The following is a 24895-nucleotide window of genomic DNA, read 5'->3' as shown; positions in this document are numbered from 1 at the left end:
TGGCCGGTCGGGCAACACGGCGGGAGCAAACAGGTGTTGAGGACCGCAAGTGTTCGGACATAGGCTCTTACAAACAACTACGTGCAGGAGTAGTGAACGATGACTGATCTACGGTTCGGTGTGGTCGGACTCGGCGCGCGCAGCAGCCTGGCCCGGCACGCGCACAGACCGGGCGAGGGCGCCGAGATCGTGGCCGTCTGCGACCCGGTCGAGAAGCAGCGGCAGGCCGCGCTGACCACCTACCCCGACGCAGGAGCGTACGGCGACCACCGCGAACTGCTCGACCTGAAACTCGACGGCGTCTTCCTGACCACTCCGGACGACCTGCACGAGGACCCGGCGATCGACTTCCTCCGGGCCGGCGTCGCGGTCTTCGTCGAGAAGCCGCTGGCGATCACCACCGACGGCTGCGACCGGGTGCTGCAGGCGGCGTACGAGAGCGGGACGCGGCTGTATGTCGGCCACAACATGCGGCACATGCCGGTCATCCAGACCATGCGCGAGCTGATCCAGTCGGGCGCGATCGGCGAGGTGAAGGCGATCTGGTGCCGGCACTTCGTCGGGCACGGCGGCGACTTCTACTTCAAGGACTGGCACGCCGACCGGCGCCGGTCGACCAGCCTCCTGCTGCAGAAGGGGGCCCACGACATCGACGTGATGCACTGGCTCGCGGGCGGCTACACCACGCACGCGACCGCGCTCGGCGGGCTCGTCCTGTACGGCGGGATCGAGGACCGGCAGGACCGCTCCGACCAGCGCTTCGGCGAGTTCGTGTCGAACGACAACTGGCCGCCGCTGGAGCAGAAGGGCCTGGCGCCGGTGATGGACGTCGAGGACCTGTCGATGGCGAACTTCCAGCTCGACAACGGGGTGTTCCTGAGCTACCAGCAGTGCCACTTCACGCCGGACTACTGGCGCAACTACACGGTGATCGGCACCCACGGGCGGCTCGAGAACTTCGGCGACACGTCCGGGAGCGTCGTGAAGGTATGGAACAGCGGGCGGTCGGGGTATCGGCTGGATGCTGATCAGGTGGTCGAGGTCGCTTCCGAGGACGAAGGCCACGGCGGCGCGGACCCGAAGCTGGTCGACGAGTTCGTGCGGTTCGTGCGGGACGGTGGTGCGACGCTGACGTCGCCGATCGCTGCCCGGGCCGCTGTTGCCGCCGGCTTCGCGGCGACGACGTCGCTGCGCTCGAACGGGACGCCGATCGACATCCCTGCGCTGGATGCCGATCTGGTCAAGTACTTCGACGGTGGTCAGGCTCGCTGAGGATTCCGTTCAGCAGCAGGCGAAACTCCTCCGGCCGCTCGCGCCACGGCGAGTGGCCGGCGCCTTCGATCAGGTGAAAACGCACGGCCGGCGCGAGCGCGCCGGCGCGCGACGGCGGGTCGGCGCGCGAGGTCGGGTCGGCGCGCGACGTCGGGTCAGCGCGGCCGGTCGCGTTCGCCAGTTCCCGTACGGCGCTCGCCGGGCGCGGGTCGCCCTCGCCGTGGACGAAGTCGACGGGCATGGTCAGCGCCGCGGCCTGCTGGAGGAGGCGGTCGTCGCCCCACGCGCGGTTGTCCGCGGACAGCGCGCGGTTGGCGGCGAAGTTGATCGGGTGCGGGACGTCCGCGTCCTCCAGCGCCCAGGCCCAGGCGCGCTCGCGGTCGGCATGGTCGGTAAACCACGAGAGCGCGCGGAACTCGCGCTCCTCCTCGGGGTTTCGGTCGCGCCGATTCCCCAGTGATTCAAGGCGATCGGCCTGTCCTTCGGTCATGCGGCGCCGCGCCTCGGCCTGGGACGGCGTCCGCCAGTCGCCTACGCCGACGCCGCTGAGATAGATGAGCCGCGCGACCCTCGCCGGATGAGCGGCGGCATAGTGCAGCGCCAGCGTCGCGCCGAACGAGTGGCCGAGGACAACGATCCGCTCGTGCCCCCAATGTTTCCTGAGCTCCTCGAGATCAGCGACGGAGCGCGCGATCGACTGCTCGTCGGAGGGGTCGGAGCCGCCACACCCGCGCTGGTCGTACCGATGCACGACCCGGTCGTCGATCAGCTCGGCGACAGGTTCCAAGTAGTCCCACAGCCCAGGCCCACCATGCAGAAGCACCACCGGCGCCCGACCGTCCGACGCCTCATCGTCCGGCGCGGCGCTGCCCGGCGCCCCGCTGCCCGGCGTACCGGATGTCCAGGTCTGCAAGCGAACGCCATCAGCAAGCTCGACCAGCATCAGATCTCGTACACCGCACCCGGCGTCGCCGTCAGCACCTCACCGGGGAACGTCCGCCGCGCGTTCTCGGTCTGCGTCACCCGGTCGTACCACGGCGGCACGTGCGTGATCACCAACCGCTTCGCCCCGGCCCGCTTCGCCTGCTCGCCCGCGTCCGACGGCGTCAGATGCAGATCCCCCGGGTTGTCCGGGTTGTTGTCCTGCAGCGCCGCCTCGGACAACATCAGATCGGTCCCCCGCGCCAGCTCGACCAGCCCCTCGTTCGGCCCGGTGTCGCCGGTGTAGGTGAGCGACTTGTTGCCGTGCTCAACCCGGATCGCGTACGCCGGCACCGGGTGCACCATCGGCGCGGTCCGCACGGTGAAGGGCCCGATCTGCTGGGATTCCTGCCAGGCGTGGAACTCCATCTGCTCCTCCATCCCCGGATCGAGCGGCAGGTCGTACGCGAGCGCCATCCGCTCCGCCGCACCCTCCGGCCCGTACACGGGGATCCGCGGAATCGGGGCGCACGGCGAGTACTTCGTCGCGACGTACAGGCCGCACAGATCCATGCAGTGATCGGGATGCAGGTGCGACAAGGCGATCGCGCCGATCTCCGGCACGCTGATCTCCCGCTGCAGCGCACCGAGCGCTCCGCTCCCGAGATCGAGCACCAGGTGGAACCCGTCCGCCGTGACCAGGTAGCTCGACGCAGGCGAGTCCGGCCCAGGCACAGATCCGGAGCAGCCGAGCACGGTGAGCTTCATACCTTGAACATTACCGGCGAGTTCCCGACTCTGCAGGCAACCCCGGGACGTCGCAGAACAGTTGATCGAGTTGCCTGGCGGCGATTGCGCGCACCTCCCGCGCGGATCTGGTGCCGTGGACAACATCCAGTGCGAGCCCGGTCACACCCGCGACCAGAAGGTCCGCGGTCGAGTCCGGGTCGATCCGCGGCCACAACTGCCCGAGCGCCGCCGCCTGCCGCAGGACCAAGGCAACGAGGTCCTCCAGCGACCGGTCGCCGGTCAGGAACACGGCGGCCAGCGCGGGATCGGTCAAGCTGCGCGCGTAGTACGCCGCGAGCGCGCGCAGGCTGAGCCGGCGCTGCTCGTCGACCGGCAGGAACTCCTCGAAGATCGCCAGCAGCAGCTGCCGCGGCTCGCTCGCGTCGTATTCGATCCGCGCTTGCGCGGCGCGCTCGTTGGTCTCGTGCAACAGGCGGAGCGAGTCGACCAGCAGTTGGCGCTTGGAGCCGAAGTGGTACTGCACGACCCGCACCGAGACCCCAGCTGCGGCCGCGACGGTCCGGAAGCTGACCGCCTCGAGCCCGTGGTCCGCCGCGATCCGCCAAACCGCCCTGGCCACCTGCAACCGCCGCTCCGCGGCGACGCCGGTCGTCCGATCGGGCGCCTGCGCCTTGCGCTGCCGGTACGCCTTGGCCTGGCACGACCGCGAGCAGTACGCCGGACGCCGGCCGCGCGCGGCCGGGCGCAACTCCCGCTTGCACACCCGGCACATTTCGTCACGCATACTCGTCAGCCTATCGGGCCGAATACCGTGCGGGAACAGGCTGAACGAGACCAAAGTCGTACGGCGTGGTTGTTACGTTCGTATCCCCGACGAGAGGAAACGACGATGGACGAAGGTGTCTACCGGCTCGCGATGGTGCTGGTCGCAGTGGCCGGCATCTGGGAAGGCGTGCTCGCGCTGGTCTTCCGCCTGTTCACCGACAAGGGCCCGTCGGTGATGACCGCGGCGAACTACCTCGACGCGCCTTGGTGCTACGTCGTCGCGGGGGCGGTCGTCGTCCTCGCGCTGGTGCTGCTCGATCTGCTGGACAAAGCCCACAAACGCGCGCTAGCCCGATGAGCTGACCCTTGCAGCCCTGCTCGCGTGAGATCGCGTGCGGTGCAGACACCCGGCGCGGGCGGCGTGCGGGGAACAGGTGGTGCGCCGAAGGTTCTCAGACCGCGAGCAGATTGAAGGCGAGCCACACGCCGCGCGGCGCAAGCCGCGTGCAGCGCGTGCAGCGCGTGCAGCGCGTGCAGCGCATGCAGCGCATGCAGCGCGGAGCATGCGGCATGCGGAACGGGCAGCACGAGCAATGCGAGGCGCTACGCGAGTGCCAGTCGAGGGCTGAAGCCGGCAGATTCGTCCGCTGGTTCGAGGCGAGTCACGCGGCGAGGGGATTGCGCCCCTGGCGTCCGATTCCCGCCAACGACTGCGCTCAGCGCACCCAGGCGAACTGGTCGACGGTGGTGATGACCGGGCCGAGGAAGCGGGAGCCGATGCCCGGGGAGACCGCGGAAGCTCCGCGTGAGGGCGGAAGCGTGGGCTGACTGCCTGGCACCTCGAGTACGCGTCGCAGTCCCAGCTCTTCCCGTGGGCGTCGCTCCTGCGGTGCACACGCCGCGCGGCGCAAGCGGCGGACAGCGCGGGGCGCGTACGGAGCGAGGCGTCAGGCGCTGGTGGCGCAACGGAGCAGGGCGAGGCGCGGGCTACGCGAGGCGCCTGCGACGCCGACGCGAGGAACTGCGCGAGTCGCTTGTGGCGTTGGCGGGTTCGTTCGCAGGTTCGAGGTGAGTCCTCGGCGCGAGGAGGCTGCCCCGCTGGATTCCCGCCAGGACTGCGCTCAGCGCACCCAGGCGAACTGGTCGACGGTGGTGATGACCGGGCCGAGGAAGCGGGAGCCGATGGTGGCGAAGTCGGACGGGTTTCCGGTGGTGACGAAGCGGTGCTGGGGTTCGGGGAGGGTGGGGTCGCGGAGGAGGTTGGACTTGGTGAGGACGCCGTAGATGTCCTTGGCGCCTTCCTCGGCGCTGCTGACGAAGGTGACCTCGTCGCCCATCACGTAGGAGATGACGCCGGTGAGGAGGGGGTAGTGGGTGCAGCCGAGGATGAGGGTGTCGACACCGGCTTCGACGAGGGGATCGAGGTACTCGTGGGCGGCGGCCAGGAGCTCGGGGCCCGAGGTGACGCCGGACTCGACGAAGTCGACGAACTTGGGGCAGGCCTGGGTGGTGAGCTCGACCTGGGGGGCGGCGGCGAAGGCGTCGTCGTAGGCGAGGGAGGCCGCGGTGGAGCGGGTGCAGATGACGCCGACGCGGTTGTTGCGGGTCGCCGCGACCGCGCGCCTGGCCGCGGGGAGGATCACCTCGACGACCGGTACGTCGTAGCGTTCGCGGGCGTCGCGGAGCATCGCGGCGCTGGCGGAGTTGCAGGCGATCACCAGGGCTTTGACGCCGGCCTCGACCAGGTGGTCGAGGCACTCCAGCGCGTACTCGCGGACCTCGGCGATCGACTTCGGGCCGTACGGCTGGCGGGCCGTGTCGCCGAGATACAGGATCGGTTCGTGCGGCAGCTGGTCGAGCACCGCGCGGGCCACCGTGAGCCCGCCGAAGCCTGAGTCGAAGATGCCGATCGGTGCGTCTGCCACACCGGAAACCCTAACGCGCAGCACCGACAAGACCGGCAACGGGCAGTTCTGAAGTAACCCTTACCTAAGCCCGCAGAACGACACGCCGGAGTTATCCACATCTTTACTCTCCGGAATTGCAATCTCACGTGACGCGCGCCACTCTGGAGCGATGTATTTCCGACCGCCCCTCGCGACGCCATGAACCTGGCAGTCCACATCGCGGTGGCCTTGGGCTCCACCGCCGCACCAGATCCGCAACCGACGAACGCCGCGCAAGCGGCCGGACAGGTTGCCGACGCCAACGCCGACAGCACCGCCGCCGACATCGCCGGAGCCCTCGGGCCCACCGGCATGCTGATGGTGCTGCTGCTCGCCGCCTTCACGATCTACGTCGTGTCGCTGTCCCTGCACCCGCTCGCCAAGTGCAACCGGTGCAAGGGCATGGGACGCCACAAGGGATCCGTGTTCAACTACGCCACCCGCCCGTGCAACAGCTGCAAGGGCCGTGGCACCCATCCCCGGCTAGGACGCAAAGTGCTGTTCAAACAACCCTGACGCAACAAATCCTGACAACAACCTATAGCCAACCGGCCGGCGCCACCGCCCAGCGCACCGGTTGACCACGGCAACAAACCCAGCCGGTCAGGCCCAGAGCTGTCCTTCGAGGCGGTCCTCGGCCTCGTCGATCGTGCCCTCGTACGCCCCGGTGGACAGGTACTTCCAGCCGCCGTCCGCGACCACGAAGGCGATGTCGGCCTGCTCGCCCTCCCGCACGCACTTGGCCGCCTGGCCGAGCGCGGCGTGCAGAATCGCGCCCGTCGAGATCCCGGCGAAGATCCCTTCGTTGTCGAGCAGTTCCCGCACCCGCCGGACGGCGTCCCGCGGCCCGACCGAGAAGCGGCCGTCGATCAGCGTCGCGTCGTACAGCTCGGGCACGAAGCCCTCGTCGAGGTTGCGCAGGCCGTAGACGAGTTCGCCGTACCGGGGCTCGGCGGCGACGATCTTCACCTCGGGCTTGTGCTCACGGAAGAAGCGGCCGGCGCCCATCAGCGTGCCGGTCGTGCCGAGTCCGGCGACGAAGTGCGTCACCGAGGGCAGGTCGGCGAGGATCTCGCGCGCGGTGCCGTCGTAGTGCGCGGCGGCGTTCGAGGGGTTGCCGTACTGGTAGAGCATCACCCAGTCCGGGTGCTCCTCGGCGACCTGCTTGGCGACCCGGACCGCCTCGTTCGAACCACCCGCGGCGGGCGAGGAGATGATCTCGACGCCCCACATCCGCAGGATCTGCCGGCGCTCCTCGGAGGTGTTCTCCGGCATCACGCAGACCATCCGGTAGCCGCGCAGCTTGGCCGCCATCGCCAGCGAGATGCCGGTGTTGCCCGAGGTCGGTTCGAGGATCGTGTTGCCGGGCCGCAGCCGGCCGTCCTTCTCGGCGTCGAGCAGCATCCGCAGCGCGGCCCGGTCCTTGATCGAGCCGGTCGGGTTGTGGTCCTCGAGCTTGGCCCACAACCGGACGTCGGCCGACGGCGAGAGCTTCGGGAGGCCGACCAGCGGCGTACCGCCGACAGAGTCGAGCAGGCTGTCGAAGCGCACGCTCAGCCGCCGGCGACGGCCGGCAGCACGACGACGACGTCGCCGTCCTTGACGCCGGTGCCGAGGCCGCCGGTGAACCGGACGTCCTCGTCGTTGACGTAGACGTTGACGAACCGGCGCAGTTCCTCCGGCTCACCCTCGACGATCCGCTCCTTGAGCCCGGGGTGGTTGCCGTTCACGTTGTCGATGAACTCGGCCAGCGTGCTGCCGTCGCCGTTCACCGCCTTCTCGCCCCCGGTGTAGGTGCGCAGAATGGTCGGCACGCGAAGCTCGATCGCCATCTCAGTTGTCTCCTGTTTCGTAGGTCGCCACGATCTTCACGTCTTCCTCCGTGACGGCGCCGTCGATGATGCGGTAGGACCGGAACTCGACCGGACCGTCGTACGACGGCTGGTCCGCGCCGTCGCGGGTCGAGACCAGCACGTAGTGCGCCCCCGGCTCCTGGGCCAGGTTGATGTCGGTCCGGGACGGGTAGGCCTGGGTCGCGGTGTGCGAGTGGTAGATCACCACCGGCTCCTCGTCGCGCTCGTCCATCTCCTTGTAGAGCTTGAACAGGTCGCCGGAGTCGAACTCGTAGAAAGTCGGCGACATCGCCGCGTTCAGCATCGGAATCAACCGCTCGGCCCGGTCGGACCCGGCCGGCCCCGCGACCACCCCGCACGCCTCGTCCGGGTGGTCCCGCCGCGCGTGCGCCACGATCGCGTCGTAGGTCGCCTGCTCGATGATCAGCACGGTTCCACGATACGGAGCGCGCCGAGGGACCCCAGCCAACCCGGGATCCCGTCCAGAATGTGGACTACCAGCGGCTGTGGACCTGCGGGCGGATCAGGTCGTCGTACGTCGTACGGACGGCCGTCAGCTGCTCGTCGGTGAGCGGCGCGAGGGCGGCGGCGCCGATGTTGCCGGCGACCTGGGCGACGTTGCGGGCGCCGGGGATGACGACCGACACGCCGGGCTGGTCGAGGATCCAGCGCAGCGCGAACTGGGCCATCGTCGCGCCCGAAGACACGGCCGGGAGGAGGCGCTGGACGGCTTCCAGACCGGTGCCGAAGTCGACGCCGGAGAAGGTCTCGCCGACGTCGAAGGCCTCGCCCTGGCGGTTGTAGTTGCGGTGGTCGTCGGCGCCGAAGGTGGTGCTCGCGTCGTACTTGCCCGAGAGCAGGCCGCTGGCCAGCGGGACGCGGGCGATGATGCCGACGCCGGCCTCGCGGGCGGCGGGCAGGACCTCGTCGAGGGGCTTCAGGCGGAACGCGTTCAGGATGATCTGCACCGACGCGACGTTCGGCCGGGCGATCGCGGTGAGCGCCTCGGCGCAGGTCTCCACGCTGACGCCGTACGCCGCGATCCGCTTCTCCTCGACGAGCGTGTCGAGCGCGTCGAAGACCGCGTCGGTCGAGTAGACCGAGGTCGGCGGGCAGTGCAGCTGGACCAGGTCGATGGTCTCGACGTCGAGGTTCGCCCGCGAGCGGTCGTTCCAGGCGCGGAAGTTGTCGAGGGTGTAGTTCTCGGGCTTCTGCTCGACCCGGCGGCCCATCTTGCTGGCCACGGTCAGCCCGTCGTACTCCTTGAGGACCTGCCCGACGAGCCGCTCGCTGCGCCCGTCGCCGTACACGTCGGCGGTGTCGATGAACGTCACGCCACCGTCGACAGCAGCCCGCAGTACGCCGAGCGCCGCGTCCTCGCCGACCTCACCCCAGTCCGCCCCGAGCTGCCACGCTCCGAGCCCGACCACACCGACATCCCGACCAGTACGCCCAAGGGTCCGCTTCTCCATACAACCAACCCTACGGCGAACCACATGCTGCGCCCGCCACCGGATGAAGGGAAGGAAAGATGGGGGTGGGGGGAATCAGCGCATGTTGTGCAGGAGAGCGGACTGCAGATACCCCAGCCAGTCGTACAAGTCGTACGTCAGCCGCCGCGGGTCGTCGTCCGGGAGCTTCTCCCAGACCGCGTAGTCGTCGTCCTCCTTGATGTCCAGGCGGGTGCCGATCGCCAAACGGAGGTCGTTGAGCGCGCGCAGCCAGGCCAGCTGGTCGTCGGGCTCGAGCGCGATGCCGTCCTCGTCCGACTCCTCCAGCGCGGTCAGCACGCGCTTGGCGTCGTTGGCCTTGCCGTCGCGCAGCCCGCGCTCGGTGAAACGGCGGAACTCCGCCGCGGCCATGTCGTCCCCGGAGTACGCGTTCGGCAGCAGCCGCTGCAGTACGACGTCCTCCGGCGGCGCGGTCGGCCCGTCGGAGTCGAGCAGCGCGGCCAGCGGGTCGTCGCCGGCGGCGGTGGCGCGCGGCGGCATGCCGTCGTACAGGAGCTCGACCAGGTTGCGCAGGAGGTTGGACAGGATGTCCGCCTCGTGCTCGGCGAAGCTGACGACGACGGTCTTGCGGCGCTTGCGGAACCGGGTCACGACTTCTCGCAGGTGGCCCACAGGCCGTAGCTGTGCATGGCTTCGACGTCGCGTTCCATCGCCTCGCGGTTGCCGTTCGACACGGCCGACTTGCCCTCCTCGTGCACCTGCATCATCAGCTTCTCCGACTTCTGCTTGGAGTAGCCGAAGTAGGTCTGGAAGACGAACGTGACGTAGTCCATCAGGTTGACGGGGTCGTTCCAGACGATCGTCGTCCACGGTGGGCTCAGCTCGATCGCCTCGTCGACTTCGGGGCTCTCCAGCTCACTCGGTGCAGTGGTCACTCGCCCATTCTCTCCACTCATCGATCCGGCTTCGCAATAGGCTGCCCCTGTGAACGCTTCCACGGCTCTGCTCACCGACCACTACGAGCTGACCATGCTGCAGGCCGCCTTGGCCGACGGTACGGCGCACCGCCGGTCGGTTTTCGAGTTGTTCGCCCGCCGCCTGCCCGACGGTCGCCGGTACGGCGTGGTCGCGGGCGTGAACCGCCTCCTGGACGCCTTGGAGCGGTTCCGCTTCGACGACGGCACGGTCGCGTTCCTGCGCGAGCGCGGGGTGGTCGACCAGGCAACCTGCGACTGGCTGGCCGATTTCCGGTTCAGCGGCGACATCTCCGGCTACGCCGACGGCGAAATCTTCTTCCCGGGCTCGCCGGTGCTGGTCGTGGAGTCCAGCTTCGCCGAGGCGGTGCTGCTGGAAACCGTGTTCCTGTCGATCCTGAACCACGACTCGGCGGTCGCCTCGGCGGCGTCGCGGATGACCTGGTGGGCCGGCGGCCGGCCGTGCATCGAGATGGGCTCGCGGCGCACCCACGAGGAGGCCGCGGTCGCGTCCGCGCTGGCGGCGTACATCGCGGGCTTCGCCACCACGTCGAACCTGGAGGCCGCGCGCCGCTTCGGCATCCCGAGCGCCGGTACGGCGGCGCACTCGTTCACGCTGCTGCACGACACCGAGCGGGACGCGTTCGTCTCCCAGGTCGACGCGCTCGGCAAGGGGACGACGCTGCTGGTCGACACCTACGACCTGACCGAGGCGGTCAGGACCGCGATCGAGGTGACCGGCACCGAGCTGGGCGCCGTACGGTTGGACTCGGGCGACCTCCCGTCGCTGGCCGGTCAGGTCCGCGAGCAGCTGGACGCGCTCGGCGCGACGAAGACCCGGATCATCGTGACCAGTGACCTCGACGAGTACCAGATCGCCGCGCTGGCCCCGGCCGCCGTCGACGGGTACGGCGTGGGCACGTCGCTGGTCACCGGCAGCGGGTACCCGACCTGCGGTTTCGTCTACAAGCTGGTCGCCCGCGAGGACGCGGACGGCACGATGGTCCCGGTCGCGAAGAAGAGCCCGGACAAGATCTCGATCGGCGGCCGGAAGTACGCACTGCGCCGCCGCAACCGGCTCGGCGTCGCCGAGGCCGAGGTGATCGGCGTCGGCGAGGCCCCGGTCGACGACGGCGACGACCGCGTCCTGCTCAAGTCGCTGGTCGAGGCGGGCAAGGTCGTCGGCCGGACGACGCCCGAGGAGTCGCAGGCCCACCACCTGAAGGTCCGCGACGAGCTTCCCCGCAGCGCGAGCCAGCTGAGCCGCGGCGAGCCGGCCATCCCGACCGACTACACGGGCGACCTGAACAGCCGGAACCCGTACGCTCCGCGGAGCGCGATCTAGGAACGGATCACGGCCCAGCCGCCGGCCGACAACTGAATGCTCCCGGCAACTTCCTGACCGGTGACCAGATCGAACCCGTCAGCCGGTACGGCGACCTCGGTGTCGCCGTGGTTGATCAGGAACGTGAAGGCCGCCGAGGGTGTGCTGCGGGCAGTGCGCACGAGCTCGACGCCCTCGGGCAGGTCCGGCCGCTGGACCCCGGCCTCGCGCAGCGGCTCGGTCAGGTAGTCGTCGAGCGGCGTCGAGACGTACCAGGCGATCCCGGCGCCGTACTGGTTCCGGGTGACGGCAGGAGAACCGGCGAGGACACCGCTGGCGTAGTGGTCGACAGCCTCGGCGCCGGCCAACTCCAGGTGTTCGCTCCACGCCCGGCCGCGGCGGCCCGACTCGAGCAGCACCTCGTCGACCGGGTGGAACTCTTCCACCCGGATCCCGAGCAGGTCGCGAAACGCCCCCGGATACCCGCCGAGCCGTACCTGCGCGTTCTCGTCGACAATCCCGCTCAAGCACGTCACGACGACATGCCCACCGGCCTCGACGTACCGGATGATCGGCGAGGGATCAGCCACCAGGTACAGGCTCGGCACGACGACCAGCTTGTACTGCGAGAGATCCGCGTCAGGTCCCGGCAGGTCCACCGCGCCCGTCCACAGCTGCCGGTGCGCCGCCTGCACCGCGGCGAGGTAGTCGACCTCCGACGACGGCAGATGCGTCGCCTGCATCGCCCACCACGACTCGACGTCCCACAGGATCGCGACCTCGGCCGTGACCGCGCTCCCGGACACTTCCTCCAGCCGAGGCAACAGTGCTCCCAGCGATGCCACCTCCCGGAAGCGCCGAGTCTCAGGCCCCGCATGCGGCACCAGCGCCGAGTGCCACATCTCCGAGCCACCCCGCGAAGCCCGCCACTGGAAGAACAACGCCCCCACCGACCCCCGCGCCACATGCGAGAGACTGTGCCGCGTCATCCGCCCCGGCTCCTTCGTGTGCCAGCGCTTGCCCTCGTTCAGCCCGCCGCCCGCCTGCTCCATCAGCAGCCACGGCTTCCCGGCCGCCCACGACCGCGCCAGATCCGCGCCGAGCGCCGTCTGCTCCTCCGCGCCGATCCCCGCCACCGTCGGATAGTGGTCGATGGCAACCAAGTCCACCTCCGCAGCCCAGCGCGCGTGATCGACCGGCACCCAGGCCCCGAAGACGAAATTCGTTGTCACCGGCAACGTCGACGACTCGCGCAGCAGGTCGCGCTGCTCGCAGTACGCCGCCAGCAGCTCGTCCGACCAGAACCGCCGGAAGTCCAGCGCCTGCGTCGGGTTCACCAGGTACTGCGTCGCCCGCGGCGGCTCGATCTCCTCCCAGCTCCCGTACCCCTGCCCCCAGAACGCCGTCGTCCACGCCGCGTTCAGCGCGTCGAGGTCGCCGTAGCGCTCGCGCAACCACCGGCGAAACGCCGCCGCCGCATGAGAGCAGTAGCAAACCGTCCCGTACTCGTTGTGCACGTGCCACATCGCCAGCGCCGGGTGCCCGGCGTACCGCTCCCCCAGCGCCCGCGCGATGCCCGCCGCAGCCTCCCGGTACGCCGGTGCGCAGGCGCAGTACGTGTCGCGACTCCCGTGCGTCAGCCGTACGCCGTCCGCCCGGACCGGCAGCGCGTCCGGGTGCGCGAGGCTGAACCATGGCGGCGGCGAGGCCGTCGGCGTCGCCAGGTCGACCTGGATCCCGTTGCTGTGCAGGAGATCCAGCACCTCGTCCAGCCAGCCGAACTCGTACCGCCCCGGCGACGGCTCCAGGCTCGACCAGGCGAACACGCCGACCGTCACCAGGTTGACCCCGGCCTCGCGCATCAGCGCGACGTCCTCGGCCCACACCTCGCGCGGCCACTGCTCGGGGTTGTAGTCGCCGCCGTACCAGAGCTCAGGCACGAACGACCTCGAAGCGCTCGCAGACTCCCTCGACGACCCGACCGGAAGCCACCCCGTCGGCGAAGCCCAGCTCGATCACCGCACCTCCCGGCAGCCGAACAGTCGCCACCTGCCCGTCACCAGGCGCGAACCAGCGCAGGGTCACGTCCTCGGACCAGTCGTACTCCGGCCGGTCGTCGAAAGCCCCGAACGGCACCACCGCGCCGCCGCGCACGAACAGCGGCAACGCATCGAACCCGTACGTCCTGGTCACCCACCGCGGCCCTTCTACCCGCTCCCCGTCGAGCAAGCTGGTCCAAGACCCTTCAGGCAGGTAGAACCGCACCTCACCCGCGGCGCTCATCACCGGCGCGACCAGCAGATCGGGCCCGAGCATGTACTGCCGCTCGAGGTACGCGACCGCCGGATCGTCCGGGAACTCCAGCAGCATCGGCCGCATCATCGGCGTACCGGCGGTGTGCGCTTCCTCGGCCGCGTTCATCAGGTACGGCATCAGCGACAGCTTCAGCTTCGTGAAGCGACGCAACACCTCGACCGCCTCCTCGTCGAACGCCCACGGCACCCGGTACGAGCCCGAGCCGTGCAGGCGCGAGTGCGACGACAGCAGCCCGAACGGCAACCAGCGCTTGAACACCGCCGGGTCCGGCGTCCCCTCGAAACCGCCGATGTCGTGACTCCAGTAGCCGAAACCGGACGCGGCCAGCGACAGCCCACCGCGCAGCGACTCCGCCATCGCCTCGAACGTCGACTCGCAGTCGCCACCCCAGTGCACCGGGAACTGCTGCCCGCCCGCGGTCGCCGACCGCGCGAACAGGACGGCGTCGCCCTCGCCGCGCTCGTCCCGCAGCAGCTCGAAGACCGCCGCGTTGTAGAGCTGCGGGTAGTAGTTGTGCATCCGCGCCGGGTCCGAGCCGTCGGACCAGACCACGTCGTCGACCGGGATCCGCTCGCCGAAGTCGGTCTTGAAGCAGTCCACGCCGACGTCGAGCAGCGCCTGCAGCTTGCTCCGGAACCAGGCCGTCGCGTCCGGGTTGGTGAAGTCGACGATGCCCATCCCGGCCTGCCACAGGTCGGTCTGCCAGACCGAGCCGTCGGTGCGCTTCAGCAGGTACCCGAGCTCGCGGCCCTCGTCGAACAGCACCGAGCGCTGCGCGATGTACGGGTTGATCCACAGGCTGATCCGCAGCCCGCGCGCCTTCAGCCGGGCCAGCATCCCGGCCGGGTCGGGGAACGCCGCCGGGTCCCAGACGAAGTCGCACCAGTGGAACTGGCGCATCCAGAAGCAGTCGAAGTGGAACACGCTCAGCGGGAGATCGCGCTCGGCCATCCCGTCGACGAAGCTCGTCACGGTCGGTTCGTCGTACGACGTGGTGAAGGAGGTCGACAACCACAGCCCCATCGACCAGGCCGGCACCTGCGCGGGCCGACCGGTCAGCGCGGTGTAGCGGTCGAGCACGGCCTTCGGCGTCGGCCCGTCCACGACGTAGTAGTTCAGCTCCTGGCCGGCCACGCTGAACTGGTTGCGCGAGACGACCTCGGAGCCGATCTCGAACGACACCTCCGCCGGGGTGTCCACCAGTACGCCGTACCCGGCGCTGCTCAGGTAGAACGGCACGTTCTTGTACGCCTGCTCGCTGGACGTACCGCCGTCGGCGTTCCAGATGTCGACGCTCTGCCCGTTCTTCACCAGCGGCCCGAACCGCTCGCCCAGCCCGTACACGGTCTCGCCGACGCCGAGCAGCAGCTGCTCGTGCACGAAGCTGCGGCCGTCGGCGTCGGTGATCAGCGCGAGGCCGGCCTCGGAGGAGGTGACCAGCTTCCCGTCGCGCTCGAACCGCGCGCTCCACGGCCCTTGCAGCGCGACCACGGCGGTCAGCCCGCCGCTGCTGAACCGCGCGGTCTCGGTGTCGACCTCGACCTTCACCGCGTGCTCGTCGCCCCGGTTCAGCTGGTACGCCGGACGCGCGGCGACCCCGCCGCGGTGATGGCTGACGTGCACCCCGATCACGCCCGGCGCAGGCGAGTCGAAGGTGATCGTGAAGACCGGCTGGTTCAGCGTGTCGCCGCGCCGCTCGATCCGCTTCGCCGGGGCGAAGACGGTCAGCGACCGGTCGCCCGCCTCGACACTCTCGACCTCCGCCGGGCGCAGCCGGCTGAATCCTGGGCGCAGCTGCCAGTGCCCGTCGGTGAACTTCATCCGCGGGCGCCCGGCAGGTAGGTGTTCAGGTAGTCGTTGCGGAACTTGCCGCCCGCGTCGTACCGAGCGGCGAGCTCGATGAAGTCCGGGACCTTGGGGTAGCAGGTGCGCAGCGTCGCGGCGTCGGCTGCGAACACCTTGCCCCAGTGCGGGCGCGCGCCGAGCGGCAGCAGCGCCGCCTCCAGCGCCTCGACGACCGGGCGGACCGCGGCCTCGTCCTGGACCCAGGTGAAGTGGAAGGCGACCGTGTCCCGGCCCTGGCTCGGGCTCAGCCAGAGCGTGTCGGCCGCGATCGTCCGGACCTCGGAGACCTGGATGACCGCCGCCATGTCGTTGCCCAGGGCCCGCAACTGCTCGATCGCGGCGGGTGCCTGGGAGCGCTCGACGAAGTACTCCGACTGCAGCTCCTCGCCGTTCGACGGCGTGAACTCGAGCCGGAAGTGCGGCAGCCGCGTGTTCCACGGCCCCGGTACGCCGCCCTGCTCGGTCGCGAACCCGGCCGGCATCGTCTTGATCGGGTGCCGCGCGCCGTCCGCGAGCCGCGCGCCCAGCCACTCCGGGTCGAGCGCGATCTGCTTCGCCTTGCGCCAGACCATCACCTCGGGGTCCACCCAGTCGGTGAACGCGCTGACGCTGTACGCGCTGCCGAACACCTCGTCGAACGACGTCCCGAGCCGGTCGACCGGCAGCCCGTCGTACACGACCTGGCTCAACTCGTACGACGGCTCGACGGCGAGCGTGAGATGCGTCGTCACGCCGAGCGCCCCGAGCGCGATCACCGCGCCCTCGAAGTCGGCGTCGCCCCGGTCAAGCGCCACCAGCGAGCCGTCGGCGCTGACGAACTCGATCCGGGTCACGGCCGACGCGAGCGTCCCGTTGGTGTCGCCCGACCCGTGCGTCCCGGTCGAGCATGCGCCGGCGACCGAGATGTGCGGCAGCGACCCGAGGTTGTGCAGGGCGAGCCCGTCGGCCTGCAGCGCGGCCGTCACCTCGCCGTACCGGAGACCGCCGGCGACGCGGACACTCTGCCGGTCGGCCGCGATCTCGACCGTCTTCGGCAGCTCCAGGACCGAGACCAGCGTGTCCGCGGTGTCCGCGATCCGGTTGAACGAGTGGCCGGTGCCGAGCACCCGCACCCGCTCGCTGCCGCCGACCAGGTCCTGCAGCTCCGGCACCGATCCCGGCTGCCGCAACCGCTCGGCCGCGAAGGTGACGTTGCCTGCCCAGTTCTTCATCCGGTTCCTCTCGCCGCGATCCACCCCGAGCCTTCCACACCGTTTCCTGGCAAGTTTCGGCCACCTGCGGCGAGCCAGCACCCGGAGACCCGGACCGTCCATGGTTTGATACGACCGCTCGCATCCCCCGGTGATCAAGGAGACACGAAGCGTGGCACCGTCTCGGCGCTGGCTGCTGATCGCGGGGGCCTCAGCGGTGACCCTGGTCGCGACGTACGTGCTCGCGGTCCGGACGAAAGCCGGGCAGGAGCTGGAGAACGCGGTACTGCGCGGCGCCGACGACAGCGCCAACCGGACCGAGTTCGTTGCCGCGAACAACGCGCTGGACGAGATCACCGTGTACTCGCTGCTCGGTGCCTGTCTGGTGATCGGGCTGGTCGGGCTGCTGCGCCGCCGGACCGACCTCGCGGTCGCCGCGGTCGGCGTGATCGTCGCCGGGCAGGTGGTCACCCAGGGGCTGAAGCGGTTCCTGCTGGTCCGCCCCGAGCTGGTCGACGTCACCGGCGACTTCAAGGGCAACAGCCTGCCGAGCGGGCACACCACGATCGCGATGACCGTGCTGTTCGCGGCGCTGCTGGTGATCCCGTACCGGTGGCGCGGGGTCGCGATGTTCCTGACGCTGAGCTGGGCGACCGGCATCGGCGCCTACACCTTGGCTGCGAAGTGGCACCGGCTGTCGGACACGATCGCCGCCGACGCGATCGCGCTCGGGCTCGCGTGCCTGGCGTCGTGGTGGCTCGCGCGCCGGGGCGCTGTCCATCCGTACGAGGGCAAGCGGTACGTCGGACGAGTGGTGTTCGTCGTGGTCATCTGCCTCTACACCGCCGGCTGGCTCGCGCTCGGCGGGATCCTGTGGGGCGTGCCGCTGGTCGGCGAGGGCTTGCAGCAGGCGATCCACGAGAGCGAGTGGCCGCTGTACCTGGGCGCGACTGTCCTGGCGTCGGCCGCGTCTGCGGCTAGTGCTCTGATCTTCTGGGCAAGCTGGCGCCGGTTGGAAGTCCGCTGATGATCTTCGGCTTCGGCATCGCGGCGTTCTGGTTCGTGCTGTTCGTGATCAGCTTCCTGCGCGACCGGCGGGTGCTGCGCAACGGGATCTACCTGGTGATGACAGTCTTCTTCGCCGGCATCGGGACCGTCTTCGCGCTCGAGTCGGTGAACGAGACCGCCGCGCGCTGGCTGGTCCTGCTGGTGCTGGTGATGATCCCGCTGACGATCTTCGTGCTCGCCGTCGCGCTGATCGGCAACGGCGTCGTGATGCTCCGCCGCGAAGGCCGCCGCCCGGCGAACCTCCTGTCTCTGGCCGCGGGCGTCGGCTTCTTCGCCTTCCTCGGCTTCAGCCTCGTCGTCGCCAAGACCGGCTCCCCGTTCCTCGCCGCCCTCCGCGACGGAGTCGGCGGGATTCTCGGCTACGTCTCGTTCCTTTTCGTCTGCTTCCTGGCCTACGCGTTCGTCTACGCACGGATCCGCTTCTTCCGCCGCCCGGACTTCATCGTCGTCCTCGGCTCCGGCCTCCGCGGCCGCCGCGTCCCGCCGCTGCTCGCCAGCCGCCTCGACAAGGCCCAAACCGTCTGGCAGAAGGAACGCGACCGCGGCCGAGCACCGCTCCTGATCACCTCCGGCGGCCAAGGCCCCGGCGAGGACGTCGCGGAGGCCGTCGCGATGGCCGACTACCTGATCGACCACGGCGTACCAGCAGACGCCGTACTCCGCGAGGACCGCTCCACCACGACGTACCAGAACCTCACCTTCAGCGCCGTGATCATGACGGACCTGAAGCCGAAGTACCGCTGCCTGATCGTCACCAACAACTTCCACGCCCTCCGCGCCGCCTTCACCGCCCGCAAGGCCAAGGTCAACGGCCAGGTCCTCGGCTCCCCCACCGCCCTCTACTTCTGGCCCAGCGCGACGATCCGCGAGTTCATCGCCGTCCTGGTCGACCACAAGATCGCCAACGGCATCATCATCGGCCTGATCCTCCTGAGCGCCTTCGCCCGACTGATCTGAGTTGGCTAGGGTGAACGGGTGAGTCTTACCGCTGGTGGTCCGCGTCGTGACGACTTCTTCAAGGTGCCGGGGAAGGGGGCCGGGGCGCCGGTCAAGCCTGGGGAGAAGGCGCCGGTGGATCGGACGGCCGCGTTGTCCGTGGGGGCGTTTCAGCCGGTGGTGGCGGCGGTGCCGATGCCGAAGCGGTTGTTCGTGCACGAGGGTGAGCGGGTGGCGGCGCTGGCGGCTGGGGGTGATGGGGAGCGGGAGCTGAAGAACGTCGTCGCGGATCTGGATGTTGCGTTGACGACCGCGGTGTTGTTGTTGCGTGGGGTTGAGCATGCGAAGGCTCGCGAGCGCGTTGTCGAGGCGGTGCCGTTGCTGGCTTCCGCGGAGGCCTATCAGCCGTTGGAGGCTGCGGCGGAGTTTCTGGATCTCGACGACGAGGATGTCGCAGAGATTCTCGACGGGTTGACCGAGCGAGGGTTTGCGGGGCCGACCGAGGCGGCGATCGCGGCAGCTGAGGGGCTGCGGGAGCGGGTTCGGCAGGTCGGGCACGAGGAGCTCGACGGGGTGCTGGCTTCGGTACTGCGGGTGGTGGCGCTGGTGTCGGTCGCGGGGGCGGCTGCGCCGCTCGGGGCGTTGGGCGAGGGGGATCCGAAGCTCGCTGAGGTGGCCAAGGCCGGGGTCGTCGGGCTGGCGGCGGTTGCGTTGGAGGAGCTGGCGAACAGCCAGTACGAGCCGGTCGACCTGGCGGAGACCGAGGAACTGCAGAAGAAGCTGACGCCGCCGGTCAGGTGAGCATTGTGACGGCCGCGATGATGCCGGCCAGCACGATCAGGATCCTCAGCAGCGTGGGCGGCAGCACGCGCCCGATGTGCGCGCCCGTGTAGCCGCCGACGATCGAGCCGATCGCCAGCAAACCGACCGCCGTGTAGTCGAGATCCGCGACGAACACGAAGATCAGCCCGGCGACGATGTTCGCCGCCAGCACCGCCAACGTCTTCAGCGCGTTGACGATCCGCAGCTCCAGGTCGAGCCCGAGGCCGAGCACCGCCATCATCATCACGCCCGAGCCGGCCCCGAAGTACCCGCCGTACACGCCGGTCAGCGCCGCGAAGAACGTGGTCAGCGGCGACATCTTCGTGCGCGGCGCCACCTCGTCGGGCTGGCGGGAGCGCAGCCACTTGGAGATCGTCGGCGTCGCCCCGACGATCAGGCAGGTGAACAGGATCAGCCACGGCACGATCGCCTCGAACACCCCCGGCGGCAGCGCCAGCAGCAGCACCGCGCCGCCGATCGACCCGATCGCACACGTCGCGACGACCAGCCAGGTGACCGCAGGCTGCTCCTTCAGCTCCCGCCGATAGCCCAGCGAACCACCAAGCCCAGCAGGGATCAGCCCGACGGTGTTCGAAGCGTTCGCGACCACCGGAGGGATGCCAAGGGCAACCAGCACGGGGAAGCTGACCAGTGACGCCACACCGACGGTCGAGGTCAGCAGACCTGCTCCGAGTCCAGCGGCGATGACAATGAGGTGCTCGGCCCCCGTCACGACTGCTCGCGGATGAGCGCCACGTCGCTGACCAGCATCACGTGCTCGTGCATCGCGGCCGCCGCGGCCAGCGGGTCGCCCGCGATGATCGCGTCGGCGACCTTCCGGTGCCCGGCCAGCGAGTCCTTCGGGCGGCCCGGTTGGGACAGCGACTCGATCCGGGTCTCCCGGATCAGGTCGTGGATCGCCGCCATCATCTGCGCAAGCAGCTCCGACCGCGCCGCCGCGGTGACCGCGCCGTGGAACTGCTCGTCCCCGTCGACCCCGCGCCCGCCGGTCGCGATGTCGCGTTCCATCTCGGTCAGCGCGGCCAGGATCGCGCCCACGTCGGCATCAGTACGCCGTACGGCGGCCAGCGCCGCGAGCTTCGACTCCAGCGCGTCCCGCGCCTCGATGATCTCCGGCAACCGGTCGGCGTGCGCCCGGATCGCCTCGATCACCGGCGCGGTCCGGGCCCGATCGGTCAGCACCGTCCCGTCGCCGTGCCGGACGACGACCACCCCGATCACCTCGAGCGCGACCAGCGCCTGGCTCAGCGTCGCCCGGCTGACCCCCAGCCGGACGGCGAGCTCCCGCTCGGGTGGCAGCCGGTCGCCGGCCTTCAGCCCGTTCTCCGCGATCCACCCGGTGATCTGCTCGGCGACCTGCTCGTAGAGGCGGGTCCGCAGCACGGGACGGGGGAAGCGCGGCGAGTCGTCCATGGGTACCAATGTATTGACAACTGGGTCATTGAGCTATTGGCTAGGCCACTGATCCAACGTGGTGTCCCCCACAAACCTTCTGGAGGCCCGGTCATGGGACCTGAATGGGTGGCAATCCTGGCGCTGGTCGCCTTGTTCGTGATCGGCACCCTGCTGCCGATCAACATGGGTGCGCTCGCCTACGTCGCGGCGTGGCTGGTCGGCATGTTCTCCCTCGACCTGAGCGAGAAGGAGATCCTCGGCGGCGTCAGCGGCGACCTGATCCTGACCCTGATCGGCGTCACCTACCTGTTCGCGATCGCCAAGAACAACGGCACCGTCGACCTGATCGTGCGATCGGCGGTGCGCGCGGTCGGTGGCCGCGTGGCGCTGATCCCGTGGGTGATGTTCGCGGTGACCGCTCTGCTGACCGCGATCGGGGCCGCCAGCCCGGCGGCCTGCGCGATCATCGGCCCGATCGCGCTCGGCTTCGCCGGCAAGTACAAGATCAACCCGCTGATGATGGGCATGTTCGTCGTGCACGGCGCCCAGGGCGGCGGGTTCTCCCCGATCAGCATCTACGGCACCATCACGAACTCGGTGATGGAGGACAACAACCTGCCCTCCAGCGAGATGACGGTCTTCCTGGCCAGCCTCGCGGTCAACCTGGTGATGGCCGCGATCCTGTTCGCGCTGTTCGGCGGCCGCAAGCTGATGGCGCAGCGCGTCGACCCCGACGACGAGGACACCCTGACCGAGGATCTGCATCGCGGCGGCGCGACCGTCCCCGCGCGCGGCCAGGGCACGTCGGCTCCGACCGGTACGCAGGCTCTCGGCGTACGCCGGGACCAGGTGCTGACGCTGGTCGCGTTCGTCGGCGTCGCCGTGGTCGCGCTGGTCTTCGACAAGAACATCGGCTTCGTCGCGATCACCGCCGCGGTGATCCTGGCGATGCTGGCGCCGAAGGAGCACAAGGACGCGGTCAAGCAGATCGCCTGGCCGACCGTCCTGCTGGTCGCCGGGGTCAGCACGTACGCCGCGATCCTGACCGAGGCCGGTTCGCCGGAGTTCGTCGGGAACTGGGCGGCCGGGCTGGGCGCGGTCGCGATCGGCGCGCTGGTGCTCTGCTACGTCGGTGGGGTCGTCTCGGCGTTCGCGTCGTCGACCGCGCTGCTGCCGGTGATCATCCCGATCGCGGTCCCGCTGATCGCGGACGGCGGGATCAACGCGGGCCTGTTCGTGGCCGCGCTCGCGGTCGCGTCGACGATCGTCGACGTCAGCCCGTTCTCCACCAACGGCGCGCTGATGCTGGCGAACAAGCCGGACACGATCACCGAACCCGTGTACTACAAGCAGATCCTGACCTACAGCATGATCGTCGTGCTCGTCGGTCCGCTGCTGGTCTGGGCCGCGCTGGTCCTGCCGGGATGGTGACGTGATGACCGGACCACTGGACGGCGTACTGGTCGTCGACCTGTCGCGGGCTCTCGCCGGTCCGCACGCGACGATGATGCTCGGCGACCTCGGCGCGCGGGTGATCAAGGTCGAGGCGCCCGGCCGCGGCGACGACACCCGCGGCTGGGGACCGCCGTTCGCCGGCGACGAGTCGACGTACTTCCTGTCGGCCAACCGGAACAAGGAGTCGATCGCGCTCGACCTCAAGGACCCGGCCGACCGCGAGGTGCTGCTGCGGCTGATCGACCGGGCCGATGTGCTGGTCGAAAACTTCCGGACCGGGGTGCTGGAGCGGCTCGGGCTGGGGCTGGAGTCCTTGCAGGCCAGGAATCCGCGGCTGGTCGCACTGTCCATCACCGGCTTCGGGCACGATGGGCCGGAGGGCGGTCGGGCGGGGTACGACCAGATCGCGCAGGGCGAGGCCGGGTTGATGTCGCTGACCGGTTCGGGGCCGGAGGATCCACAGCGGGTCGGGGTGCCGATCGGGGATCTGCTGGCCGGGATGTACGGCGCGTACGGCGTACTGGCTGCGTTGCGGGAGCGGGACGTGACCGGCGTCGGGCAGGTCGTACGGACGTCGTTGCTGGCGGCGGTGGTGGGGGTGCATGCGTTCCAGGGGACGCGGTACACGGTCGCCGGGGAGGTTGGAGTTGCTCAGGGCAACCATCATCCGTCGATCGCGCCGTACGGGTTGTTCCACTGCCAGGACGGGTCGGTGCAGATCGCGGTCGGGAGCGAGGGGTTGTGGCAGCGGCTGGTCGCGGCGTTCGGGCTGGACGAGAGCGGGCTGGAGACGAACGCTGCGCGGGTCGCTGATCGCGGGCGGGTGATCGAGGTGGTCGAGGCCGCGTTCGCCGAGTGGCCGGCTGAGCGGTTGCTGGCTCGGTTGGACGAGGTGGGCGTGCCGGCGGGGAAGGTGCGCGGGCTCGACGAGGTGTACGAGTGGGAGCAGACGGTCAGTCAGGGGTTGCTGATCGATGTGGAGCATTCGACGCTCGGGGCGGTGCGGTTGCCGGGGCCGCCGCTGCGGTTCTTCGGGGCGGATGGTGAGGAGAAGACCCGGCAGGACCACGCGGCGCCGCCGACGCTCGATCAGCACGGCGAGGCGATCCGGGGTTGGGTTTCATGAGCGCTCGAGAGCTGATCGACGTCGTGCTGGACTCCGGCTCCTTCGAATCCTGGGACGAGCCGGCTGATCTCAGCGGACATTCCGAGGACTATCGGCAACAGCTTGCGAAGGCGGCTGAGCGGTCTGGTGCCGATGAGTCGGTGCTCACCGGGCGCGGGCTGATGCGGGGACGGCCGGTCGCCGTACTGGTGAGTGAGTTCGCCTTTCTCGCCGGGTCGATCGGCCGGGCCGCGGCTTCCCGGATCACAGCGGCCGTACGGCGGGCGACCGCTGAGGGGTTGCCGATCCTCGCGTCGACGTCCTCGGGTGGGACGCGGATGCAGGAGGGCGCGCCGGCGTTCTTCGAGATGGTGCGGATCTCGCACGCGCTGATGGAGCACAAGAAGGCGGGGCTGCCGTACCTCGTGCACCTGCGGCACCCGACGACCGGCGGGGTGTTCGCGTCCTGGGGCTCGCTCGGTCATGTCACCGTTGCTGAGCCGGGCGCACTGGTCGGCTTCCTCGGGCCGAAGGTCTTCCAGGCCTTGTACGACGAGCCGTTCCCCGCGGACGTGCAGACGGCGGAGAACCTGACCGAGCACGGGGTGATCGACGGTGTGGTGGCATCGGTGGACCTGCCGGTACTGCTGGATCGGACTCTCGGAATCCTTGTCGACCCCGCGACCCCGGCCACCCTCGTCCGTCGGACCTCCGGCTCGGCGCCCTCAGCCAGGGCGGAGGCGGGCGGATGCGGACCCGCTTCGGGCACCGCGAGCCGCGGCGAAGCTGGTCGCACGTGGGAGCCGGGTGCGACCGGGTGGGATGCGGTGCTTGCCACCCGCCAAGCCGATCGCCCCGGCGTACGCGAGTTCCTGCGGTTCGCCTGCAGCGGGACTGTTCGGCTGACCTCGGCGGATGCGAGCGTGCTCGTCGCGTTGACCCGCGTAGACGGACGCCCCTGCGTGCTCGTCGGCCAGGACCGCGAGTCCCACCGGCCCCTCGGCCCAGCGGCCCTCAGATCCGCCCGGCGCGGGATGCGGCTGGCCGAGGAGCTCGGGCTGCCGCTCGTCACGCTGATCGACACCGCGGGTGCCGAGCTCTCGCAAGCCGCCGAGGAAGGCGGGCTGGCCGGCGAGATCGCTCAGTGCATCGCGACGATGAGCACGCTGACCGTCCCGACCGTCTCCGTGCTACTCGGTCAAGGGACCGGCGGCGGCGCGCTGGCGTTGCTGCCGGCAACGACCGTGATCGCCGCCGGCCACGCCTGGCTGGCGCCGCTGCCGCCCGAGGGCGCCAGCGCGATCATGTACGGCGACACGACGCACGCGCCCGACCTCGCCACCGCACAACGCATCGCCGCGACCGACTTGCAGGAGCAGGGCATCGTCCACCACGTCGTCCCCGAACTACCCGGTGACACCCCCGAGACCCTCACCACAGCACTCGCTGCCGAGATCGCCGCCCACCTCCGCTGAGCCGCAGCCGC

The 24895-nt window shown here is 69.9% G+C and carries 25 protein-coding genes; 10 read left to right on the top strand and 15 right to left on the bottom strand.

The features are described 5' to 3' along the window. The first annotated feature begins 99 nt into the window (after positions 1 to 99). Positions 100 to 1272: a Gfo/Idh/MocA family protein gene (locus ACZ6Z4_RS07750; RefSeq protein ID WP_465559416.1), complete on the top strand. Its 1173-nt coding sequence runs from the start codon at positions 100 to 102 to the stop codon at positions 1270 to 1272. On the opposite strand, the gene ACZ6Z4_RS07745 is transcribed toward ACZ6Z4_RS07750, so the two are convergent. From ACZ6Z4_RS07745 to ACZ6Z4_RS07735, 3 genes are read right to left on the bottom strand one after another with little or no spacing between them, the layout of a single operon-like run. Further along, a complete protein-coding gene (locus ACZ6Z4_RS07745; RefSeq protein ID WP_465559413.1) occupies positions 1241 to 2215 on the bottom strand; it encodes an alpha/beta fold hydrolase in 975 nt (324 codons plus the stop codon). The genes ACZ6Z4_RS07750 and ACZ6Z4_RS07745 overlap by 32 nt on opposite strands. Continuing rightward, positions 2215 to 2961 carry an MBL fold metallo-hydrolase gene (locus ACZ6Z4_RS07740; RefSeq protein WP_465559410.1) on the bottom strand — a complete coding sequence of 249 codons (747 nt, stop codon included), beginning with the start codon at positions 2959 to 2961 and terminating at the stop codon, positions 2215 to 2217. Before ACZ6Z4_RS07740 ends, ACZ6Z4_RS07745 begins: the two co-directional genes overlap by 1 nt. A gap of 10 nt (positions 2962 to 2971) precedes the next feature. Continuing rightward, positions 2972 to 3727: a TetR/AcrR family transcriptional regulator gene (locus ACZ6Z4_RS07735; RefSeq protein ID WP_465559407.1), complete on the bottom strand. Its 756-nt coding sequence runs from the start codon at positions 3725 to 3727 to the stop codon at positions 2972 to 2974. A gap of 105 nt (positions 3728 to 3832) precedes the next feature. On the opposite strand from ACZ6Z4_RS07735, the gene ACZ6Z4_RS07730 reads away from it, so the two are divergent. Then, positions 3833 to 4066, top strand: a complete 234-nt coding sequence (locus ACZ6Z4_RS07730) for a hypothetical protein (RefSeq protein WP_465559405.1) — start codon at positions 3833 to 3835, stop codon at positions 4064 to 4066. Positions 4067 to 4829: 763 nt separating this feature from the next. Here ACZ6Z4_RS07730 and murI read toward each other — a convergent pair. Next, complete coding sequence (gene murI, locus ACZ6Z4_RS07725) at positions 4830 to 5633, bottom strand: glutamate racemase (RefSeq protein WP_465559403.1); 804 nt, start codon at positions 5631 to 5633, stop codon at positions 4830 to 4832. A 180-nt stretch (positions 5634 to 5813) separates the two neighbouring features. Here murI and ACZ6Z4_RS07720 point away from each other — a divergent pair, with 180 nt between their 5' ends. Continuing rightward, positions 5814 to 6170 carry a hypothetical protein gene (locus ACZ6Z4_RS07720; protein WP_363672985.1) on the top strand — a complete coding sequence of 119 codons (357 nt, stop codon included), beginning with the start codon at positions 5814 to 5816 and terminating at the stop codon, positions 6168 to 6170. A gap of 87 nt (positions 6171 to 6257) precedes the next feature. Here the strand turns inward: ACZ6Z4_RS07720 and ACZ6Z4_RS07715 are convergent, their stop codons facing one another. From ACZ6Z4_RS07715 to clpS, 6 genes are all read right to left on the bottom strand, one after another. After that, positions 6258 to 7205 (bottom strand): PLP-dependent cysteine synthase family protein, encoded by a 948-nt coding sequence (locus ACZ6Z4_RS07715; protein WP_465559400.1) that lies wholly within the window; start codon positions 7203 to 7205, stop codon positions 6258 to 6260. Between the two features lie 2 nt (positions 7206 to 7207). Beyond that, positions 7208 to 7486: a MoaD/ThiS family protein gene (locus tag ACZ6Z4_RS07710; protein ID WP_363672989.1), complete on the bottom strand. Its 279-nt coding sequence runs from the start codon at positions 7484 to 7486 to the stop codon at positions 7208 to 7210. Position 7487: 1 nt separating this feature from the next. Next, positions 7488 to 7937, bottom strand: a complete 450-nt coding sequence (locus ACZ6Z4_RS07705) for a M67 family metallopeptidase (RefSeq protein ID WP_465559396.1) — start codon at positions 7935 to 7937, stop codon at positions 7488 to 7490. 64 nt (positions 7938 to 8001) lie between these two features. Continuing rightward, positions 8002 to 8979: an aldo/keto reductase gene (locus tag ACZ6Z4_RS07700; protein WP_465559393.1), complete on the bottom strand. Its 978-nt coding sequence runs from the start codon at positions 8977 to 8979 to the stop codon at positions 8002 to 8004. Between the two features lie 75 nt (positions 8980 to 9054). After that, the gene (locus tag ACZ6Z4_RS07695) at positions 9055 to 9609 is read right to left on the bottom strand and encodes a DUF2017 domain-containing protein (RefSeq protein WP_363672995.1); all 555 of its coding nucleotides are present in this window, start codon (positions 9607 to 9609) and stop codon (positions 9055 to 9057) included. Next, entirely contained in the window at positions 9606 to 9893 is a 288-nt protein-coding gene (clpS, locus tag ACZ6Z4_RS07690) for an ATP-dependent Clp protease adapter ClpS (protein ID WP_363672997.1), read from the bottom strand. The genes ACZ6Z4_RS07695 and clpS overlap by 4 nt, the downstream gene beginning before the upstream one ends. Before the next feature lie 94 nt (positions 9894 to 9987). Between clpS and ACZ6Z4_RS07685 the strand changes: the two genes are divergently transcribed. Further along, complete coding sequence (locus ACZ6Z4_RS07685; protein WP_465560612.1) at positions 9988 to 11277, top strand: nicotinate phosphoribosyltransferase; 1290 nt, start codon at positions 9988 to 9990, stop codon at positions 11275 to 11277. On the opposite strand, the gene ACZ6Z4_RS07680 is transcribed toward ACZ6Z4_RS07685, so the two are convergent. From ACZ6Z4_RS07680 to ACZ6Z4_RS07670, 3 genes are read right to left on the bottom strand one after another with little or no spacing between them, the layout of a single operon-like run. Further along, entirely contained in the window at positions 11274 to 13196 is a 1923-nt protein-coding gene (locus ACZ6Z4_RS07680; RefSeq protein ID WP_465559388.1) for a beta-galactosidase, read from the bottom strand. The two genes, ACZ6Z4_RS07685 and ACZ6Z4_RS07680, sit on opposite strands and share 4 nt — an antisense overlap. Further along, the gene (yicI, locus tag ACZ6Z4_RS07675; protein WP_465559382.1) at positions 13189 to 15393 is read right to left on the bottom strand and encodes an alpha-xylosidase; all 2205 of its coding nucleotides are present in this window, start codon (positions 15391 to 15393) and stop codon (positions 13189 to 13191) included. Before yicI ends, ACZ6Z4_RS07680 begins: the two co-directional genes overlap by 8 nt. Then, positions 15390 to 16628 (bottom strand): D-arabinono-1,4-lactone oxidase, encoded by a 1239-nt coding sequence (locus tag ACZ6Z4_RS07670; RefSeq protein ID WP_465559379.1) that lies wholly within the window; start codon positions 16626 to 16628, stop codon positions 15390 to 15392. Before ACZ6Z4_RS07670 ends, yicI begins: the two co-directional genes overlap by 4 nt. Before the next feature lie 151 nt (positions 16629 to 16779). Between ACZ6Z4_RS07670 and ACZ6Z4_RS07665 the strand changes: the two genes are divergently transcribed. Genes ACZ6Z4_RS07665 through ACZ6Z4_RS07655 form a run of 3 tightly spaced genes read left to right on the top strand, consistent with a single transcriptional unit; the run spans position 16780 to position 19412 of the window. Next, positions 16780 to 17634, top strand: coding sequence for a phosphatase PAP2 family protein (locus ACZ6Z4_RS07665; RefSeq protein ID WP_465559377.1), 855 nt, complete (start codon positions 16780 to 16782; stop codon positions 17632 to 17634). Then, on the top strand, positions 17634 to 18632 hold the full coding sequence (locus ACZ6Z4_RS07660) for a YdcF family protein (RefSeq protein WP_465559375.1): 999 nt from the start codon (positions 17634 to 17636) through the stop codon (positions 18630 to 18632). Before ACZ6Z4_RS07665 ends, ACZ6Z4_RS07660 begins: the two co-directional genes overlap by 1 nt. Before the next feature lie 18 nt (positions 18633 to 18650). Next, positions 18651 to 19412: a hypothetical protein gene (locus tag ACZ6Z4_RS07655; RefSeq protein ID WP_465559372.1), complete on the top strand. Its 762-nt coding sequence runs from the start codon at positions 18651 to 18653 to the stop codon at positions 19410 to 19412. On the opposite strand, the gene ACZ6Z4_RS07650 is transcribed toward ACZ6Z4_RS07655, so the two are convergent. Both ACZ6Z4_RS07650 and ACZ6Z4_RS07645 read right to left on the bottom strand, forming a co-directional pair. Further along, positions 19405 to 20166 (bottom strand): sulfite exporter TauE/SafE family protein, encoded by a 762-nt coding sequence (locus ACZ6Z4_RS07650; RefSeq protein ID WP_465559369.1) that lies wholly within the window; start codon positions 20164 to 20166, stop codon positions 19405 to 19407. The two genes, ACZ6Z4_RS07655 and ACZ6Z4_RS07650, sit on opposite strands and share 8 nt — an antisense overlap. Continuing rightward, the gene (locus ACZ6Z4_RS07645) at positions 20163 to 20867 is read right to left on the bottom strand and encodes a FadR/GntR family transcriptional regulator (protein WP_465559366.1); all 705 of its coding nucleotides are present in this window, start codon (positions 20865 to 20867) and stop codon (positions 20163 to 20165) included. Before ACZ6Z4_RS07645 ends, ACZ6Z4_RS07650 begins: the two co-directional genes overlap by 4 nt. Positions 20868 to 20960: 93 nt before the next feature. Between ACZ6Z4_RS07645 and ACZ6Z4_RS07640 the strand changes: the two genes are divergently transcribed. Genes ACZ6Z4_RS07640 through ACZ6Z4_RS07630 form a run of 3 tightly spaced genes read left to right on the top strand, consistent with a single transcriptional unit; the run spans position 20961 to position 24884 of the window. Continuing rightward, positions 20961 to 22280 carry an SLC13 family permease gene (locus tag ACZ6Z4_RS07640; protein WP_465559364.1) on the top strand — a complete coding sequence of 440 codons (1320 nt, stop codon included), beginning with the start codon at positions 20961 to 20963 and terminating at the stop codon, positions 22278 to 22280. Positions 22281 to 22284: 4 nt separating this feature from the next. Then, positions 22285 to 23430, top strand: coding sequence for a CaiB/BaiF CoA transferase family protein (locus ACZ6Z4_RS07635; RefSeq protein ID WP_465559362.1), 1146 nt, complete (start codon positions 22285 to 22287; stop codon positions 23428 to 23430). Further along, positions 23427 to 24884: a carboxyl transferase domain-containing protein gene (locus tag ACZ6Z4_RS07630; protein WP_465559360.1), complete on the top strand. Its 1458-nt coding sequence runs from the start codon at positions 23427 to 23429 to the stop codon at positions 24882 to 24884. The genes ACZ6Z4_RS07635 and ACZ6Z4_RS07630 overlap by 4 nt, the downstream gene beginning before the upstream one ends. Positions 24885 to 24895: the final 11 nt, after the last annotated feature.

The organism is Kribbella sp. NPDC104740, assembly GCF_055583505.1.
This window is presented reverse-complemented; position numbering and strand designations above follow the sequence as displayed.